This window comes from Streptomyces chisholmiae, assembly GCF_031845445.1.
Classification (GTDB): domain Bacteria; phylum Actinomycetota; class Actinomycetes; order Streptomycetales; family Streptomycetaceae; genus Streptomyces; species Streptomyces chisholmiae.
This window is the reverse complement of sequence record NZ_JAVREO010000010.1, coordinates 181,710-197,721: the sequence shown is the minus strand read 5'-3', so window position 1 is coordinate 197,721 and position 16,012 is coordinate 181,710. Positions and strand designations below refer to the sequence as shown.

The following is a 16,012-nucleotide window of genomic DNA, read 5'->3' as shown; positions in this document are numbered from 1 at the left end:
TCGGTCATGAACAGCCCACGTCTCAGCCACCTCGACGACTCGGGGGCGGCTCGGATGGTCGACGTGACCCAGAAGGCCACGACCACCCGCACCGCGCGGGCCACCGGCCGCGTGCTGGTGACCCCCGAGGTCGTCACGTTGCTGCGGGGCGCCGGGATGCCCAAGGGCGACGCCCTGGCGACCGCCAGGATCGCCGGCATCATGGGCGCCAAGCGCACCCCCGAGCTGATCCCGCTCTGCCACCCGCTGGCGGTCTCTGGCGTCACCGTCGACCTGCGGGTCGCGGACGACGCGGTGGAGATCGCCGCCGAGGTGCGCACCACGGACCGCACCGGCGTCGAGATGGAGGCGCTCACCGCGGTCTCGGTGGCCGCGCTCACCCTGGTCGACATGGTGAAGGCGGTGGACAAGGCCGCGGTCATCACCGATGTCCGGGTCGAGGCGAAGACCGGGGGCGCGTCCGGGGACTGGAGCCGGGAGCGGTGAGCGAGCCGTACCGGGCGCTGGCCGTCACCGCCTCCAACCGGGCCGCCGCCGGCGTCTACCCGGACACCGGCGGGCCGCTGCTGGTGGCCGGGTTGACCGAGTGCGGGTTCACGGTCGAGGGGCCGGTGGTGGTGCCGGACGGGGAGCCGGTGGCCGAGACGCTGCGCGCCGCGCTGGCCGAGGGGTACGACGTGGTGCTGACCACCGGTGGCACCGGGATCTCGCCGACCGACGCCACCCCGGAGATGACCCGCCGGCTGCTCGACTACGAGGTGCCGGGCATCACCGAGGCGATCCGGGCCGCCGGCCGGGAGAAGGTGCCGACGGCCGTGCTCTCCCGTGGGCTGGCCGGGGTCGCCGGGCGCACCCTGATCGTCAACCTGCCGGGCTCGACCGGCGGCGTGCGGGACGGGCTGGCCGTGCTCGCGCCGCTGCTGAGACACGCGGTTGACCAGCTACGGGGCGGCGACCACCCGTCGTGAACGCCCACTGGAGCGTCGAGTTGGTGGCCGGCGAGGTCGGTCTGCGACCCATCAGGCAGCGTGACCACCGTGCCTGGCGGGAGGTCAACCAGCGCAACCGCGAGTGGTTGCGCCCCTGGGAGGCGACGATTCCGCCCCCGCCCCACGGACACCTGGCGCCGCGGCGGCCGACCTTCCGGCAGATGGTGCGTCATCTGCGCGGCGAGGCGCAGGCGGGGCGGATGTTGCCGTTCGTGGTGACCTACCAGGGACGGCTCGCCGGGCAGCTCACGGTGGCGGGGATCACCTGGGGCTCGATGTGCGCCGCGCACATCGGCTACTGGGTCGACCGGTCGGTCGCGGGGCGGGGCGTGATGCCGACGGCGGTGGCGCTCGCCGTCGACCACTGCTTCTTCGTGCTGGGGCTGCACCGGATCGAGATCTGCATTCGTCCGGAGAACGGCCCGAGCCGGCGCGTGGTGGAGAAGCTCGGATTTCGTGAAGAAGGCGTGCGGCCCCGCTATCTGCATATCGACGGCGCCTGGCGGGACCATCTCATCTTCGCGCTGAGCGCGGAGGACGTGCCCCAGGGGCTGCTGTCCCGCCGGCTGCGCCAGACCGGCGCCGGCACGGCGACCCCGGGCCCGGCGGACGCCTCGGCGGCCACGGAGGCCCCGGACACCGCGGGTTCGTCCGGTTCGTCCGGGTCGCCGGAAGACTCATCACACAAATAAGAAACGTGTTCGAATTTCGGAGTGAAAAAGGCCACGCGGATAGCCGAACGCGTGGACGACTTCATAACAATCCGACGAAAGCTCTCGGATGACCGCCTGATCGTGCGACACACCGCCCAATTTGGCAGATGGACCCCCGCCAACCCCTCTACGGTGTGACCGTGAGCAGCAGTGGCCTCATCTTCGCAATGATCGTCGGGGCCTGGGCCGCGTACCTCGTGCCGATGTGGCTCCGCCGGCAGGACGAGTTGAACGACTCGCGTCCGACGGAACGCTTCAGCACCGCCATCCGGCTGCTGACGCGCGGTAAGCGCGCGCCGGCACCGGCCGAGCAGGGGGACACAGCGGAGCACGGCCCGGGTGACCCCGACGAGCCCGCCACCCCGGACGGGTCCGTCGACCTCCGGGCCTTCGCCGAGCCCGTCACCACGGCGCGGCCGGCCGCCGCCTCCCAGCCCACCCCGGCCGCGGGCGGCGCACCGTCCGGCGCCGCCCAGGGGGCCGCCTCGGCCGCCGGGACGCAGCCGCCCACCCCGCAGCGCGCGAGAGTCCTCGCGCGCCGGCGGCGCACCACCATGGTGCTCTTCCTGGCCTTCACCTTCTCCGGCATCTTCGCCGTCTCCACCAGCACCGGTTACCTGTGGCTGCCGGCGATCCCCGGCCTGCTGCTCGTCGCGTACATGGTCCACCTGCGCAAGCAGGAACGGCGCCGCTGGGCGGTGGCGGTGGACCGCCGTCGCGCCGAGGAGGCCGCCCGCCGGCTCCGCGAACGCACCCAGGCGAACGCGGCGGCGGTGCCGGAGAAGCCGGCCCGGGCGATCGTCGAGCAGACCGACCACGCGGAGTGGGTCGACGACCAGCAGCGCCACCAGAGCCCCGTCCCCGAGGACGCCGCCAGGAGCTGGGACCCGGCGCCGGTCCCCCTCCCCACCTACGTGAAGGCGCCGGTCGCGCCGCGCACCTCCCGGGGCGTGGACCTGGACGCCCCCGACACCTGGAGCGCGGCCCGCTCCACCACCGCCAGCGCCCCCCAGGCACCACCGGCCCCCCGGGCCGAGCCCCCCGGGCCGCAGCGCACCCCGCTCTTCGACCAGTACGCCGACGACGACCACCGCCGAGCCGCGGGCGAGTAGTCCCGTTCCCCTGGGGAGCCCGTGCGGATTTCGGCCCACCCCCCTCGGAGTGCTAGAGTCCTGGTGTCCACAGGGGCCTGTAGCGCAGCCTGGTAGCGCATCTCGTTCGCAACGAGGGGGTCAGGGGTTCAAATCCCCTCAGGTCCACAGCGACAAGGGCCGTTCACTAGACCAGGTAGAACGGACAGCGGAAGCCCCCGCCGACGTCACGTCGGCGGGGGCTTCGGCGTTGCCGCGGGCAGTGGTGGGTGGACGGTGGCCGGTAGAGTGCGGCGGGTGTCCGATTCCTCCTGCTGCCCGTGCTGCTGGCAGGAGTGGCCGCGGGCCTACCGCTTCAGGTCCGACGGGGTGGGGTTCCTGCTCTGCGTCGAGTGCGAGTCGGTGTGGTGGCCCGGGGACGACCTCGGCACCGTGGACGTCCGGTCCCTGGGCGACTTCGTCGCGGCGCGGCTCGGCGTCGTGGGGAGCCCTTGGGGCGAGCGCGGATGGGCCGATGTCATCGAGCCGGTGCCCGACTCCTGAGGCCGACGCCGGTGGCCGTCCATGTCCAGGGTAGGTGGGTGCGGCCGGGCGCCGGGTGGAAGGGATGAGGTATGCACCGAAGCCGGACCTATGCCGTGATCATCGACGTTCCCGAGGCGGAGGCGGCGGGGGCCGCCGCGTTCTGGGCGGCGGCGCTCGGGGCCACCGCCGAGCCGTACCCGGCGGCGCCGCAGTACACCACGCTGCACCGGGCGCTCCCCGGGCTGGTCACCGCCGTACAGGCGGTCGACGACGCGCCACGCATCCACCTCGACATCGAGACCGACGACGTCGAGGCGGAGACCGCCCGGCTGCTCGCGCTCGGCGCGGAGCGGGTGTCGCGGTGGCAGGAGTGCCAGGTGCTCCGCGCCCCGGGCGGCCACCTGATGTGCGTGCTGCCCGTGGAGACCGCCCCCGAGGAGTTCCGCGCCCGGGCCAACGTCTGGCCCTGACGCAGTGGGCGGGGCTGACGAGCGCGACCATGTGGGCCCGTGTTCCCTCGACTCGATTGTCAGTGGCAGCTTGTACCTTTCCGGCATGCCAATCGGTGACATCACACGGGACGCGGTGCTCAAGGCCCTGCACGAGCACGACGAGTTGGGCCGGGAAGCCTTCCACGCAAAGTACGGCTACGACCTGGCAAAGTCGCATGTGCTGATACACGAAAGGCGCGAGTACGACTCTGCTGCGATCGCTGGAGCCGCTCATCAGTGGAGTGCAGACCCGGGCGCGGCCCTGTCGCCCCATGAGTACGCGAAGGCCCGGGATCACGCGGCCAGCCAGCTCATCGGGGCCGGCTTCAAGGTCAAGGTCGTCAAGAATCCGGCGTGGGCGCGCGATGAAATCATCCTGGCCTGCCAGTTGGTGATGTCCAACGGCTGGCGCGGACTGGAAGCACACGATCCTCGGGTTGGCGACCTCTCGGCACTCCTTCAGCTGCTCCCCATCCATGCGGAAGCGAGTCGCAACGACAAGTTCCGGAATGCCAATGGAGTGGCTCGCAAGACCTTCGACATCGCCACGCGGCATCCGGAGTACACCGGTAAGCCAACGAACGGCGGCGCGCTGGATGTTGCGGTGCTGCATGAGTTCCTTGCCCGGCCAGCTGAGATGACCCAGGCAGCGGATCTCATCCGGCAGGGCCTCTCGTCAGGTTCACTCCAGGCGCTGCCTGTCGCCGATGACGAAGAGCTTGACGACTACAGCGCGCCCGAAGGGCGCTTGCTCCTGCGTCAGCATCGAGTCCGGGAGCGGAACCCCAAGCTTCGCCAACGCAAGATCGACTCGGTACGAGCGGCGGGCGGCCAGTTGTGCTGTGAGGCCTGCGGGTTCGACTTTGAGGAGGTGTATGGGGAGCGCGGAGCCGGCTACATAGAGTGCCACCACGTCGTGCCTCTGCACGTGGCTGGCGAGCGTCGGACGAGGCTCCAGGACCTCGCGCTTATATGCGCGAACTGCCACCGCGTGATTCACCGAAAGACGCCGTGGTCGACCCCTGAGGAGCTGCGCATCATCGTCGAACAGCGCCGCGCGAGCGGCGGACGGTAGGCCGGTTCGATGCAGTGGGCGGGGCTGGTCAGCCCGGGAGGTGCCATTGTTGGTAGCGGTTGTTGCTAATGCAGGTGTCCATGATGAGTTGTTCGCCGGCGCCGTTGTTGGTGAGGCAGCGGCCGGTGATGTCGCGGACGTAGTGGGCTCCGGAGCCGGCGCTCTGTAGTTGCCAGAATCCGCTGAGGTTGCCGCGGATCACCAGGTGGTCCGGGTTGGTGAAGCTCGTGGTGAGGATCGGGTGGTCCTCGTTGCAGGGGCTGAGGTCGTTGCCGAAGGCGTCGGAGCGGACCCAGCCGAGTGCCGTGTGGCCGCCCATGATCACCGCGGTGTTGTCGGTGGGTTGGTCGGAGACCAGGCCGACGCGCAGGCCGTCGCCGACGCTGGTGAGGTGGCCCCAGTTGTCGCCACCGCAGCCCCGGGGTGGGCCGCCCGGGTTGGCGGGTGGGTCGTCCGGCTCGTCCGGTTCGTCCGGCGGGTCGGCCGGGGTGCCGCCGGAGGAGGACGAACCACCGGACGAGTCTCCGGACGAGCCGCCCGAGGAGCCGTCGGAACCGCCCGTGTCGCCACCGGAGTTGGTGCCGCCGCCCGGGTTGGCCACCCCGCCGCCGGCGACGTCGGCGTTCTCCTGGGGGTCGTCGCCGGTCTCCTCGTCGTCGGTGCCCCGGTCGGTGGCCGACTCGTCCTCCTCGGTGTCCTCCGGGTCCTCGTCGGCGGTGGGCTCCTCCTCGGCCGGGTCGGTGGGCTCGTCCTCGGGTGTCTCGCCGTCCCGCGGGACGGGCAGCGAGGGGGCCGACTCGGGGGCTCCGCCACCGCCCGGGTTCCAGGGCAGGCGCTCGGCGAACAGGGTGGAGCCGACGCCCACCACGACGACCATCGGCATGGCGACGACGAGCGGGACGCGGCGCCGCCGCTTCCCCTCGTCCTTCGCCTTCTCCTCCGCCCCCTCGTCCTGCTTGTCCTGGCCCGGCGGCTCGGTCCCGGGCTCGACGGCGGCGGGCTCGGCGACGGGCGCGGCGGGGGCTTCGGCGTCGCCGGGATCGGCGGTCTGGGCGACCTCGGTGGCGGCCTCGGACGCGTCCGGGCCGGCGATGACCACCGCGGGCGGCGGGTCGTCGGCCGGCTCGCCCGTGGCTGCCCGGCGGGCGGCCGCGGCCATCGCCGCCGCGCTGGCGTGCCGCTGGTCCGGCTCCTTGGCCAACGCCCGCAGCACGAAGGCGCGCACCGGCTCCGGCAGGTCGTCCGGCAGCGCGGGCACCGGTCGCCTGATGTGCTTGAGCAGGATCTCCACCGCCGAGTCGCCGGTGAACGGCAGCCCGCCGGTGAGCAGTTGGTAGCAGATGACGCCGATCGAGTAGAGGTCGGAGGCCGGCACGGCGCCCTTCCCCTCGGCCTGTTCCGGCGCCATGTAGAGCGCCGTGCCCAGCACCGTGCGCGAGTCGGTGAGCTTGGCCCCGGCCACCGCGCGGGCGATGCCGAAGTCGGTCACCTTCACCCGGTCCTCGGTGGACAGCATCAGGTTCGAGGGCTTGATGTCCCGGTGCACGATGTCCTGTTGGTGCGCGGCGTGCAGCCCGTCGAGGGCCTCGGCGGCGATCCCCAGGGCACGGGCGGGCGCCATCCGCGCGCCCTCGGTGGCGAGTCGCTCCAGCGGCTGGCCCTCGACCAGCTCCATGACGATGTAGGCGACGCTGGCCTCGGCGTCGTCGTCCGCCGGCTGGTTCTCGCCGTAGTCGTGGACCTGCACGATGTTGGGGTGGTTGAGGGTGGCCAGGACCCGGGCCTCGCGGCGGAACCGGGCGACGAAGGTGGGGTCGTCGAGGAGCTTGGGGCGCAGCACCTTCACCGCGACGTGCCGACCGAGGACGTTGTCGTCGGCGCGCCAGACCTCGCCCATCGCGCCGCCGCCGATCCGCGCGACCAGGTGGTACCGGCCGCCGAGCTCCGTTCCGCGCCGCACCATGCCGCTTCCCCCAGCTGTCCGCTCGCTCGCCAGTTCCCATGGCCCCCGGTCCGATTGTGGCAGCGGGGAGTTGACTCGGGCGGGGAATACCAGCCGATGCCCGGGAGACGCCCAGGATGTCGCCGGCGCCGGCGGTACCCGGGGTCCTAGCGGCGCAGTTCGGTGGCGAGGAGGTCCATCAGCAGGCTGTCGTGCCAGGTGCCGTCGGCGCCGCGTTCGTAGTCGCGCATGATGCCCACCGGGCGGAAGCCGACCTTGGTGTAGCAGCGGATCGCGGCGGTGTTGGCGGCGGCGGGGTCGATGACCAGGCGGTGGTGGCCGTGGTCGTCGACGAGGTGGCGGGCCAGGGTGGCGACGGTGTCGGTGCCCAGGCCGCGGCCGTGTGCGGTGGGGGCGAGGAAGAGGTCCATGCCGGCGTGCCGGTAGTCGGGTTCGTCCTCGGCGTACCACTGGGCCAGGCCGACCGTCAGCCCCTGGTGCCGGACGGTGAACGAGTGCAGGGCCGGGTCGTCGAGGTCGGCGGCGATCTCGGCGGCGAGGTCGTCCCCGCCGCGCCACCAGGCCCGCACCTCGGGGGTGGACCTGATGGCGGCCAGCTCGGGGATGTCCTCCCGGGTGGTGGGGCGGAGGGCGACCAGGGCGCCGGTGAGTTCGGTCATGGGCAGAACGCTACGCGGTGCGCGCGGCCCCGGCCCGGTGTCGGCCGGGGACGGTCAGAGCGCCGCGTCCAACTCCGCGGCGAGGCGGGCCTTGGGCCGGGCGCCGACCACGGCTCGGATCGGCTGGCCGTCTCGGAAGAGCATCAGGGTGGGCGCGGAGAGCACCCCGTAGCCGACGGTGGTCCGCGGGTTGTGGTCGATGTCCAGGGTGACGATCCGCAGCCGGCCGGCGCGTTCGGCGGCCAGCTCGGCGAGCACCGGGGTCATCATCCGGCAGGGCGGGCACCAGTCGGCGGTGAACTTCACCAGCACCGGCAGCGGGGCGGCGAGCACCTCGGTGGCGAAGGTGGCGTCCGTGACCTCGGTGACGGCGCCGTCCACGGGCGAGGCGGCCGGGGCGGGGGCGGTGCTGGTGGTGGCGGTGCAGGCGGTGGCGGTGGTGGTTTCGGGCATGGCGAAGCTCCCTCGGTGTCGGGTCGCGGGTGGGTGGGGGCGGCCGTCAGCCGCGGCGCGGCTCAGCCGGCCCGGCCCGGGCGGCGGGCGGTGAGAAGGCACAGCCTGGCTCGGTGGCGACCGCCGCCTCCGCCTGGCCGAGTCGGCGCCGAACCGTCTCCCGGACCGCGCTCAACTCGCCGATGACCGCGTCCAGTTCGGCGAGCTTGGCGCGGTAGGTGGCGAGCGAGGCGGGACAGACGTCGCCGCTGGGGTTGCCGGCGCGCAGGCACTCGACGAAGGGGCGGGTCTCCTCCAGGCCGAAGCCGAAGTCCTGCAGGGTGCGGATCTGCCGCAGCAGCCGCAGGTCCGCCTCGTCGTAGGTGCGGTAGCCGCGGTGGTCGCGCCGGGCGGTGAGCAGCCCAAGCGACTCGTAGTGGCGCAGCGCGCGGGGGCTGGTGCCGGCCAGCGCCGCCAGTTCACCGATCCGCATGGGGCTCCCTTCCGTGCCGAGCGCGGCCCGGGTGGGCCGTGCGAGCCGGTACGTCTCCGACGGTAGCCCCTGACGTCGGCGTCAACGCCAGCGTGGGCCCCGGCGGGCGGGGCCCACGGGACGCGTCGGTCGACGCGCCAGGCGGAGGTGTCAGTCGACGCGCCAGGCGGCGACATCGGGCAGGTTGCTGATCCTGGGGTGCTGGAAGAACGCCCGGATGACCTCGTCCGAGTTGCGGTCGGTGACCACGTCGGGCCAGGCCATGAACCAGGTCCAGTCGGGCTGCTCGGTCAGCACCTCGGCCGGTGGCAGGTCGCCGATCTCGCCGAGGCCCAGCGGCCGGCCGTCGGCCAGCTCCCGCAGCCTGGCGTGGTGCTCGGGCTCGTAGTGGCCGCCGTAGGTGTCCATCGCCAGCACGTCCACCACGTCGTGGCCCGGGTAGTAGGGGGCGAACGGGGTGGCGCTGTCGTAGGCGGCGTTGGGGCTCCAGACCCAGACCAGGTTGCGCAGTTCGTGGTGGTTGACCAGTCGGTCGAAGAGCTGCCGCCAGAGCGCGACCAGCCGCTCTGGCTGGGCGCCCCACCAGAACCAGGGGCCGTTCATCTCGTGGTACGGCCGCCACAGGACCGGCACGTCGGCCTCGTCGAGCTGACGCAGCACGGCCGCGGCGGCGTCCACCTGGGCGCACCAGCGGGTGTGCAGCGGGGAGCCGGGTGCGAGTACCGAGTCGAACTCGGTCGGCGGGAAGTCCCGGATGATGCCGCCCTGGAACTCCACCGGTTCGTCGTCGGCGGGACAGACCGCGTGCCAGGTGTAGGTGATGACGGCGCCGCGCCGGTGCCAGGCGACGGCCTCCTCGACGTTGGCCGCGCGGCGGTCGACGCCGTCCAGGGTGCCGGGGGCGGAGAAGCCGATCTCCTGGCCCCAGACGGCCGGCACCCGGTCGGTGATGGCGGTGATCCGCTCGGTCCAGGCGGAGCCGTGGATCGGCTGGTTGTGCTGGCCGGAGAGGGTCGTCTCGCCGGAGACGCGGTACAGCAGGTCGAGGAGTCCGCGCGCGGCGGCGCTGGCCCCTGGGGTGACGGGCGGTATCGGGGTGGTGGGCTGGGCGGGATCGTTCGGCATGGTCGGCACGCTATCGCCGCTCGTCGGCGCATCGTAGGGCAGGGCGGGGGCCGGTGCCGGGGAGGGGGCGCGCTGCCCGCGCCGAGCGGCGGCCTGGGCCTCGACGCCGTCGAGGATGATCTCCAGCCCCAGGGCGTACTGGGCGTCGAAGTCGTCGACGTCCAGCTGTGCGTGCTCGGCGAGGGCCGGGTGGCTGTCGGCCCGGCTGGCCACGAACGCGGCGGCCCGCCGGCGCAACTCCGTCTCGTCCGCCGGGTCGTGGATCAGGTCGCGCCAGATGTTCTCGTTGGCGACGAAGCCCTGGGTGTAGGAGGTCAGGGCGCCGACGGCGGCCAGCAAGGCCGGGCCACGGAGCCCGGCCCTGGCCAGTTGGGCGTAGAACTCCTCGGACCTGGCGAGGGAGTTGGGGCCGAGCAGGGGGCGGGTGGCGGCGAGCGCGGCGGCCCAGGGGTGGCGCCGCATCAGCTGGCGGCTGGCGGTGAGCTGTCGGGTGAGCGTCGCCCGCCAACCGGCCGCCCCGGGTGGGGAGTCCGGACTCCGCCCGCCTGGCACCCCGGCGGCTGGGGCGCGGACCGCCTGGCCCGGGGCGTCCGGGGCCCGTTCGGCGGCCGGGCTGCGGGCGGCCGGGTCACGTTCGGCGGTGGGTGGGGCGGGGACCGGCAGCTCGGCGACCACCTGGTCGTAGGCGAGGTCCAACACGTGTTCCCGGCTGCTCACATGGGCGTAGAGCGACATCACGCCGGCCTCCACCCGGCCGGCCAGTCGGCGCATCGAGAAACCCGACACACCCTCGGCGTCCAGCAGTTCGACGGCGGCGGCGACGATCCGCTCGCGGGAGAGGCGGGGCTTGGGCGGTGGCTCGTCGGAGAACCAGATGGCGGGCTGCCGGGGGTGGGACATGCGCGGCACTCCTTTCGTACACCGTACGAACCACCGTACGGCTAGCTTCGTCCGCACCGGACGGGCCCGCCCCGTCGGCCGCCCCGGGCGCGGGGTGATGGGGGCGCGGGGCCGCGGGTGCGCGGGGCCGACCGCCAGGGGCGGCCGTGACGCGGGGACGCGGGGCCCGGAGCCGGGCTGACGGCGACGAACGGAAGGGGAGGCTGGCGATGGCTGGCACGGTGGACCGGTCGAGGACCGGAGACGACGGCACACGGAGCGACCCGGCGATCGGGCTGTGGGCCCGGTTGCCGGGCGAGGCGGAGCGGGAGTGGGTGCGGGACTACGCGCTGTTGGCGTTGCGGATCGACCGGCGGCTCACCGCCGACGGCGGCACGGTGTTGATCTACCGGGGGCCGGCCGCCTGGTCGGCGCGGGTGGCCGCGGAGGAGCCGCCGCCGGCCGGACGGTTGGTGGCCGACGCGGACGCCCTGGTGGAGAGCGTTCCGTGGCCGGACCCGGCGCGCCGGCGCTATCTGCGGGCCCAGCTGACGGCGCTCCGGGCGGCGGCCGACTGGCTGGCCGGCGCGCGACCGCCGCTGCCCGAATACGCCAGCACCTGTCTGGGGGTGACCGTCGACTGGCTGCCCGAGGAGCTTTTCGCCGAACAACATGACCGGTTGGCGACCGCGCTGCCGGCCGGCCGCGGCTCGCTCGGCGAGCGGCTCCGGGCCTGGGACGCCGCCCACCTGTTGCCGGCGGACCAGACCGGCCGGCGGGCCGAGCTGCTGTCGTCGGCCATCGCCGAGACCAGGCGGCGGACCGGCGCGCTGGTGGACCTGCCGGCGGACGAGCGGGTGTCGGTGGAGCTGGTCTCCGGGGTCGGCTACCGGGCCGCCGGCCACCACGCCGGCGGCGTGGACTCGGCCCTCTACGTCAACGCTGACCTGCCCTTCCAACTGGCGGACCTCTGCTACGTGGTCGCGCACGAGGGGCACCCGGGACACATCGCCGAGTCCGTCCTGAAGGAGCGGGAACTGCTGCACGGGCGGCAGCGGTTGGACCACTGGGTGCGCTTCATGCCGGGACCGTCCTTCGTGCTCAGCGAGGGGCTGGGGCTGCACGCCGAGGAACTGGTCTTCCCCGGGGACGAGGCGCAACGCTGGCTCACCGACCACGTGTTGCGCCCGGCCGGGATCGCCGGCGACGGCAGCGACTTCGCGGCCATCCACCGGGCGCGCAACGTCTTCTTCGGCGCCTGGGGGAACGCCGCGCTGCTGGCCGCCGAGGGGCGACCGGAGCCCGAGCTGATCGCCTACCTGACCCGGTGGGCGCTGCTCAGCGACGACGAGGCCCGGTTGGCGCTGTCCTCGATCGGGTCCACCGGGATGGCGTTCTACGTGTTGGGCTACTTCCACGGTTGGCGGCTGTTGGACACGTGGCTGGCGGGGGACCGGCGCGCGGCGCGGGTACGGCGGCTGCTCACCGAGCAGTTGCTGCCCGCCGACCTTGTCGCGGACTGACCGGCCCGCCGCACCGGGTCAGCCGTCGGACGGGTCGGACCGTCCCGCGCCGGCGTCGGTGACCGGGACCGGCGAGGGGCTGGCCGGGTCGTCGGGCGCCTCCGTCGGCTCCGGCACCCGGTCGTAGGGGGTGTACCCCCGCACCTCGGCCGGGTCCACCAGCGAGGCCAACTCCCGGGGCGTCAGTCCCTCCTCGTCCGGAACCTGTCCTGCCGCCATGGGCTCTCCTCTCGATCGTGTCGCTCGCCGGTGTGCGGTACGGCCGGCCGCGCCCGGGACCGGGCGGTCAGCGCGGTCACTCGACCGTTCTCGTGCCGCTCGGGCCCGCTCGGGGCTCGCGCCGGCTCGGCGCGCCGCCGCTCAGGGGGCGACGGGCGGCGCCGGTGTGGGTGACGCCGGCCCGGGGAGGGCCGGTTCCCCGGGAGCGGGCGGCGGCGCCGGGGCGGCGGCAGCGGGCGGCGGCGCCGGGGCGGCGGCAGCGGGCGGCGGCGGGGAGAGGAACTCCAGCACGTCCATGTCCTCCCCCAGCACCCGCAGGCCCGCGGTGTGCGCGACGCGCCGCTCGAAGCCACCGTCCGCGCGCATCCGCCAGGCCGACTCCAGGAAGATCTCCGGCGGGTGCGGATAGGAAGAGGCGTAGGAGCGCCCGCCGTACCAACCGCCCACCCAGCGACCGTCCTTGAGCCGGATGCGCACGAAACAGGAGCCCCGGGCCCGGAACATGTGGTCCCAGGCGGTGGGCGTGCCCTGGAAGCGGGCGGCCCAACGACGGCGCTCCCGCCAGGAGACCAGGCCGGCGGCCAGCGCCGGCACGGCTATCAGCAGCACCAGCGCCCACAGCCCCGCCATCCTGGGCCGCTCCAGCACGCCGTCCCAGCCCCGGCCGTCCGCCCCGCGCAGCAGCCGGAGCAGGGCCGGGCCGGCCAACAGCGCGTACACCGCGTCCAGCAGGATGGACGCGACCAGCGCGCGCAGCACCCGCTCGCCCAACTCCCGCTCGCCCGGCACCGGCCCGCGGAAGCGCTCCCGCAGGAACTGGTACACCGCGCCCGGCAGCACGGCCAGCGCCAGCAGCGCCAACTGCACGACCGTCGAGGGCGACTGACCCATCCGGCACCTCCCCTTCTCCCCCGGACCGGCGGGCATCCCCACCCGCGTCCGCTCCCGCCCGCCCCCGACGCGCCGGGCGGCGGGCATCCGCACCCCACCCCGAACATCACCGAGCGTGACCAACTGGCGCCCATCGTAACGCCTGCCACCGACAACCGTCCTGCGGACGGTGACCATCCGTGACGTTCCCTCACGTTCCCGGCCCGCGTCGCGCCCACTCCGTCAGAGGCTGCCGATACCATGCCGACAGCGGCGAGTTGGGGGTGGGCCATGGACCCGTTCACGATCGGTTCCGTCATCGCGATGGTGGAGACGGTGACCTCGGGCACGATCAGCGGCGCCGCCAGTGAGGCCGGTCGGCGCGCGGTCGAGCGGCTGTGGGCCCTGGCCGGACGGGCCAGAGCGGACGAGGACGGGCCGCCGCCGACGTTGCCGACCACCACCGAGGAGCGGCGGCGGCTCGCCGCCGAGCTGCACCGGCTGGCCGGCGGTTCCGCCGAGGTCACCCGCGAGTTGGCCGCGCTGATCGAGGAGGCCAGGGTGGCCGCCCGGCGGCCGGCGCTGGCCGTGCCCCGGATGCTGCCCGCCGGCACCCGGCACTTCACCGACCGGGAGCGCGTCCTGACCCGGCTGCGCGGCCTGCTGGACACGGCGCCCGACGCTCCCGGCGGCGCGCCCACCGTGGCGGCGCTGGTGGGTCCCGGCGGAGTCGGCAAGAGCGCCACCGGGCTGCACTGCGCACACCAGTTGGCGCACCTGTTCCCCGACGGCCAGCTGTACGCCCGGCTGGGCGGGGCCTCAGCGGCCACCGCGACCCCGCCGGCCGAGGTGCTCGCCCGGTTCCTGAGCGCCCTGGCGCCGGCCGAGCAGCCGCGCGGCGATCTGGACGCGCTGGCCGGGCGCTTCCGCGACCTGGTCGCCGGACTGCGGCTGCTGGTGCTGCTGGACGACGCGCACTCGGCCCAGCAGGTGCTGCCGCTGCTGCCGGCCGGTCCCGAGGCGTTGGTGCTGGTCACCAGCCGGTACCGGCTGGGCGCCCTGGCCGTCGACCCGGGCGCCGAGATCATCCAGCTCGGCCCGTTGGAGCCGGCCGACGCCCGGCTGTTGCTCACCCGGGTCTCCGGCCGGGCGGCAGCCGACGAGGCGAGCGCCCACGGCGTGGCGGCACACTGCGGCGGGATGCCGCTGGCGCTCTGCGCCACCGGCTCGCTGCTGCGGGAGCGGGAGCACCTCAGCTGGGCGGCGCTGGAGCGACGGTTCGACGAGGAGGCGGGGCGGCGGGCGAGCGGGCTGAGCTCGGACGGCGACGGTGACGGTGACGGCGACAAGGAGCGGGAGGGCCCGATGGCCAGCCAGGGCGAGGCCGATCCGGTGTGGAAGAGCACCGAGCTGAGCTACCGCGAACTCTCCGCGCCGGCGGCCCGGTTGATGCGCCGGGCGGCGCTCTGGCCGTGGCCGGCGCTGACGCCGCCGCTGGCCGCCAGGGCGGCCGACCTGCCGGTGCCCGAGGCACGCGCCGCGCTGGAGGAGCTGGCCGCGGTGCATCTGCTGGAGGAGTTCGGCCCGGAGCGCTACCGCTTCCACGACCTGGTGCGGCAGTTCGCCGTCGAGCAGGCCGAGCGGGCGGAGTCCGCCAGGGAGCGAGCCGCCGCGGTGCGCCGCGCGGTGCTGTGGGTGCTCGGCTTCGCGACCGACCGGGCCCGGCGGGTGCTGCCCGACCGCTGGTGGCTGGGCCAGGTGATCAACCGGCCGCCGGCCGGGCCGGCCGACGGCCGGCCCGCGGGCGGCGGCGGGGAGGGTCCTGGGGCGGACGCCGCGACGGCGCTCGCCGAGCTGGACACCGAGCGGGAGACGCTCTGGGCCGCGGTGGACGCCGCCGAACAGCTCGGTCTCGACGACCTGGTCTGGCAGTTGGCCGAGGCCAGCTGGCCGCTCCACCTGCGGCTCGGCTACTACGAGCGGATGGTGGCCACCCACCGCAGGGCCGTCGAGGCGGCCGTGCGGCACGCGGCGGACCTGGGCGACCCGATGGCCGAGGGCCGGATGCTGGTGCAACTGGCCTTCGCGCACCTTCGGTTGGGCCAGGCGCTGGAGGCGGAGGTGGCGCTGGCCGACGCCGAGCTGGCCGACCGGCGGGCCGGCCACCGGCGGGGCCAGGCCACCGCGTTGGAGATGCTGGGCCTGCTGCGGCTGAGCCAGTGGCGGTGGCAGGAGGCCGCCGACCGCTTTGTCGCGGCGCGTGAGCTGGTGGCGGCGATCTCCCCCGGTGAGGTCGGCCACGGGGACGTGCCGCGCGCGCTGGCCCTGCTCGACCACCACCTGGGGCGCGCGCTGCGGCCGGTGCGCCCGCACGCCGAGGTGGTCGACCAGCTGAACGCGGCGCTGGTCGCGTTGCGTCGGCTCGACGACGGCTACAACGTGGCCCGGGTGTACATGAGTCTGGGTGAGACCCACCTGGCCGCCGGCCAACTGCCGGACGCCCGGCTCTGCCTGGACCGGGCCGTGTCGGCCATGGCCGCGGCCGGCGCCGGGGTGCAGCAGGCGGACGCCCTGGAGCTGCGGGCCGGGGTCGCCAGGGCCGCCGGCGAGCCGGCGGCGGAGCGGGCCGACCTGGTGGCCGCGGCGGAGCTCTACCGCGCGGCCGACGACGAGCGGGCGGCGGCCCGGGTTCAGGCCCGGCTCGCCCAACTGCCCACCCGGCCGCACGACTGACGCCGGGCCGGCCGGTCGCACGCCACCCACGACGGGGAGCCGCTCGCGGCGCGGCGGCCCGGCCGGCGGACGGCGTGCGGTGGGAGTACGGCCGCGGCGCCGCGCGGCCAGGCGGGGACGGCGGGCCCCGCCGTTCCCCCGGGCGCGGGGCGGCGGCACGGCTCCGGCCCGACGGCGACAGCCACTCGCGGCGCGGCCGGCGAGCCGGCGGGCGGCCGTGGGGCGGCCTGGT

The 16,012-nt window shown here is 74.6% G+C and carries 16 protein-coding genes and 1 tRNA gene; 10 read left to right on the top strand and 7 right to left on the bottom strand.

The genetic code is table 11. The features are described from left to right. The first annotated feature begins 6 nt into the window (after positions 1-6). The 8 genes from moaC (at position 7) to RM844_RS18345 (ending at position 4,884) form a co-directional block, all read left to right on the top strand. Positions 7-486 (top strand): cyclic pyranopterin monophosphate synthase MoaC, encoded by a 480-nt coding sequence (moaC, locus tag RM844_RS18380; protein ID WP_311668340.1) that lies wholly within the window; start codon positions 7-9, stop codon positions 484-486. After that, on the top strand, positions 483-968 hold the full coding sequence (locus RM844_RS18375; RefSeq protein ID WP_311668339.1) for a MogA/MoaB family molybdenum cofactor biosynthesis protein: 486 nt from the start codon (positions 483-485) through the stop codon (positions 966-968). Before moaC ends, RM844_RS18375 begins: the two co-directional genes overlap by 4 nt. Next, a complete protein-coding gene (locus tag RM844_RS18370) occupies positions 965-1,681 on the top strand; it encodes a GNAT family N-acetyltransferase (protein WP_311668338.1) in 717 nt (238 codons plus the stop codon). The genes RM844_RS18375 and RM844_RS18370 overlap by 4 nt, the downstream gene beginning before the upstream one ends. Positions 1,682-1,842: 161 nt before the next feature. Beyond that, positions 1,843-2,814 (top strand): divisome protein SepX/GlpR, encoded by a 972-nt coding sequence (gene sepX, locus RM844_RS18365; RefSeq protein WP_394814541.1) that lies wholly within the window; start codon positions 1,843-1,845, stop codon positions 2,812-2,814. Between the two features lie 73 nt (positions 2,815-2,887). Continuing rightward, positions 2,888-2,961, top strand: a tRNA-Ala gene (locus RM844_RS18360). A gap of 129 nt (positions 2,962-3,090) precedes the next feature. After that, positions 3,091-3,336, top strand: coding sequence for a hypothetical protein (locus RM844_RS18355; RefSeq protein WP_311668336.1), 246 nt, complete (start codon positions 3,091-3,093; stop codon positions 3,334-3,336). Between the two features lie 71 nt (positions 3,337-3,407). After that, a complete protein-coding gene (locus RM844_RS18350) occupies positions 3,408-3,788 on the top strand; it encodes a VOC family protein (protein WP_311668335.1) in 381 nt (126 codons plus the stop codon). 85 nt (positions 3,789-3,873) lie between these two features. Then, positions 3,874-4,884, top strand: a complete 1,011-nt coding sequence (locus tag RM844_RS18345; RefSeq protein ID WP_311668334.1) for an HNH endonuclease — start codon at positions 3,874-3,876, stop codon at positions 4,882-4,884. A 28-nt stretch (positions 4,885-4,912) separates the two neighbouring features. Here the strand turns inward: RM844_RS18345 and RM844_RS18340 are convergent, their stop codons facing one another. From RM844_RS18340 to RM844_RS18320, 5 genes are all read right to left on the bottom strand, one after another. After that, a complete protein-coding gene (locus RM844_RS18340; RefSeq protein ID WP_311668333.1) occupies positions 4,913-6,847 on the bottom strand; it encodes a protein kinase domain-containing protein in 1,935 nt (644 codons plus the stop codon). Between the two features lie 146 nt (positions 6,848-6,993). Then, the gene (locus tag RM844_RS18335) at positions 6,994-7,506 is read right to left on the bottom strand and encodes a GNAT family N-acetyltransferase (RefSeq protein WP_311668332.1); all 513 of its coding nucleotides are present in this window, start codon (positions 7,504-7,506) and stop codon (positions 6,994-6,996) included. Positions 7,507-7,560: 54 nt separating this feature from the next. Continuing rightward, complete coding sequence (locus RM844_RS18330; protein ID WP_311668331.1) at positions 7,561-7,959, bottom strand: thioredoxin family protein; 399 nt, start codon at positions 7,957-7,959, stop codon at positions 7,561-7,563. Positions 7,960-8,005: 46 nt separating this feature from the next. Further along, the gene (locus tag RM844_RS18325; protein WP_311668330.1) at positions 8,006-8,431 is read right to left on the bottom strand and encodes a MerR family transcriptional regulator; all 426 of its coding nucleotides are present in this window, start codon (positions 8,429-8,431) and stop codon (positions 8,006-8,008) included. Between the two features lie 150 nt (positions 8,432-8,581). After that, the gene (locus tag RM844_RS18320) at positions 8,582-10,456 is read right to left on the bottom strand and encodes a glycosyl hydrolase (protein WP_311668329.1); all 1,875 of its coding nucleotides are present in this window, start codon (positions 10,454-10,456) and stop codon (positions 8,582-8,584) included. Positions 10,457-10,665: 209 nt separating this feature from the next. Between RM844_RS18320 and RM844_RS18315 the strand changes: the two genes are divergently transcribed. Continuing rightward, positions 10,666-11,958 carry a hypothetical protein gene (locus RM844_RS18315; protein ID WP_311668328.1) on the top strand — a complete coding sequence of 431 codons (1,293 nt, stop codon included), beginning with the start codon at positions 10,666-10,668 and terminating at the stop codon, positions 11,956-11,958. An 18-nt stretch (positions 11,959-11,976) separates the two neighbouring features. Here RM844_RS18315 and RM844_RS18310 read toward each other — a convergent pair whose 3' ends face one another. Both RM844_RS18310 and RM844_RS18305 read right to left on the bottom strand, forming a co-directional pair. Further along, entirely contained in the window at positions 11,977-12,177 is a 201-nt protein-coding gene (locus RM844_RS18310) for a hypothetical protein (RefSeq protein WP_311668327.1), read from the bottom strand. A gap of 141 nt (positions 12,178-12,318) precedes the next feature. Beyond that, entirely contained in the window at positions 12,319-13,068 is a 750-nt protein-coding gene (locus RM844_RS18305) for a DUF6338 family protein (protein ID WP_311668326.1), read from the bottom strand. Between the two features lie 270 nt (positions 13,069-13,338). Between RM844_RS18305 and RM844_RS18300 the strand changes: the two genes are divergently transcribed. Continuing rightward, a complete protein-coding gene (locus RM844_RS18300; RefSeq protein WP_311668325.1) occupies positions 13,339-15,780 on the top strand; it encodes an NB-ARC domain-containing protein in 2,442 nt (813 codons plus the stop codon). The last annotated feature ends 232 nt before the right edge of the window (positions 15,781-16,012 follow it).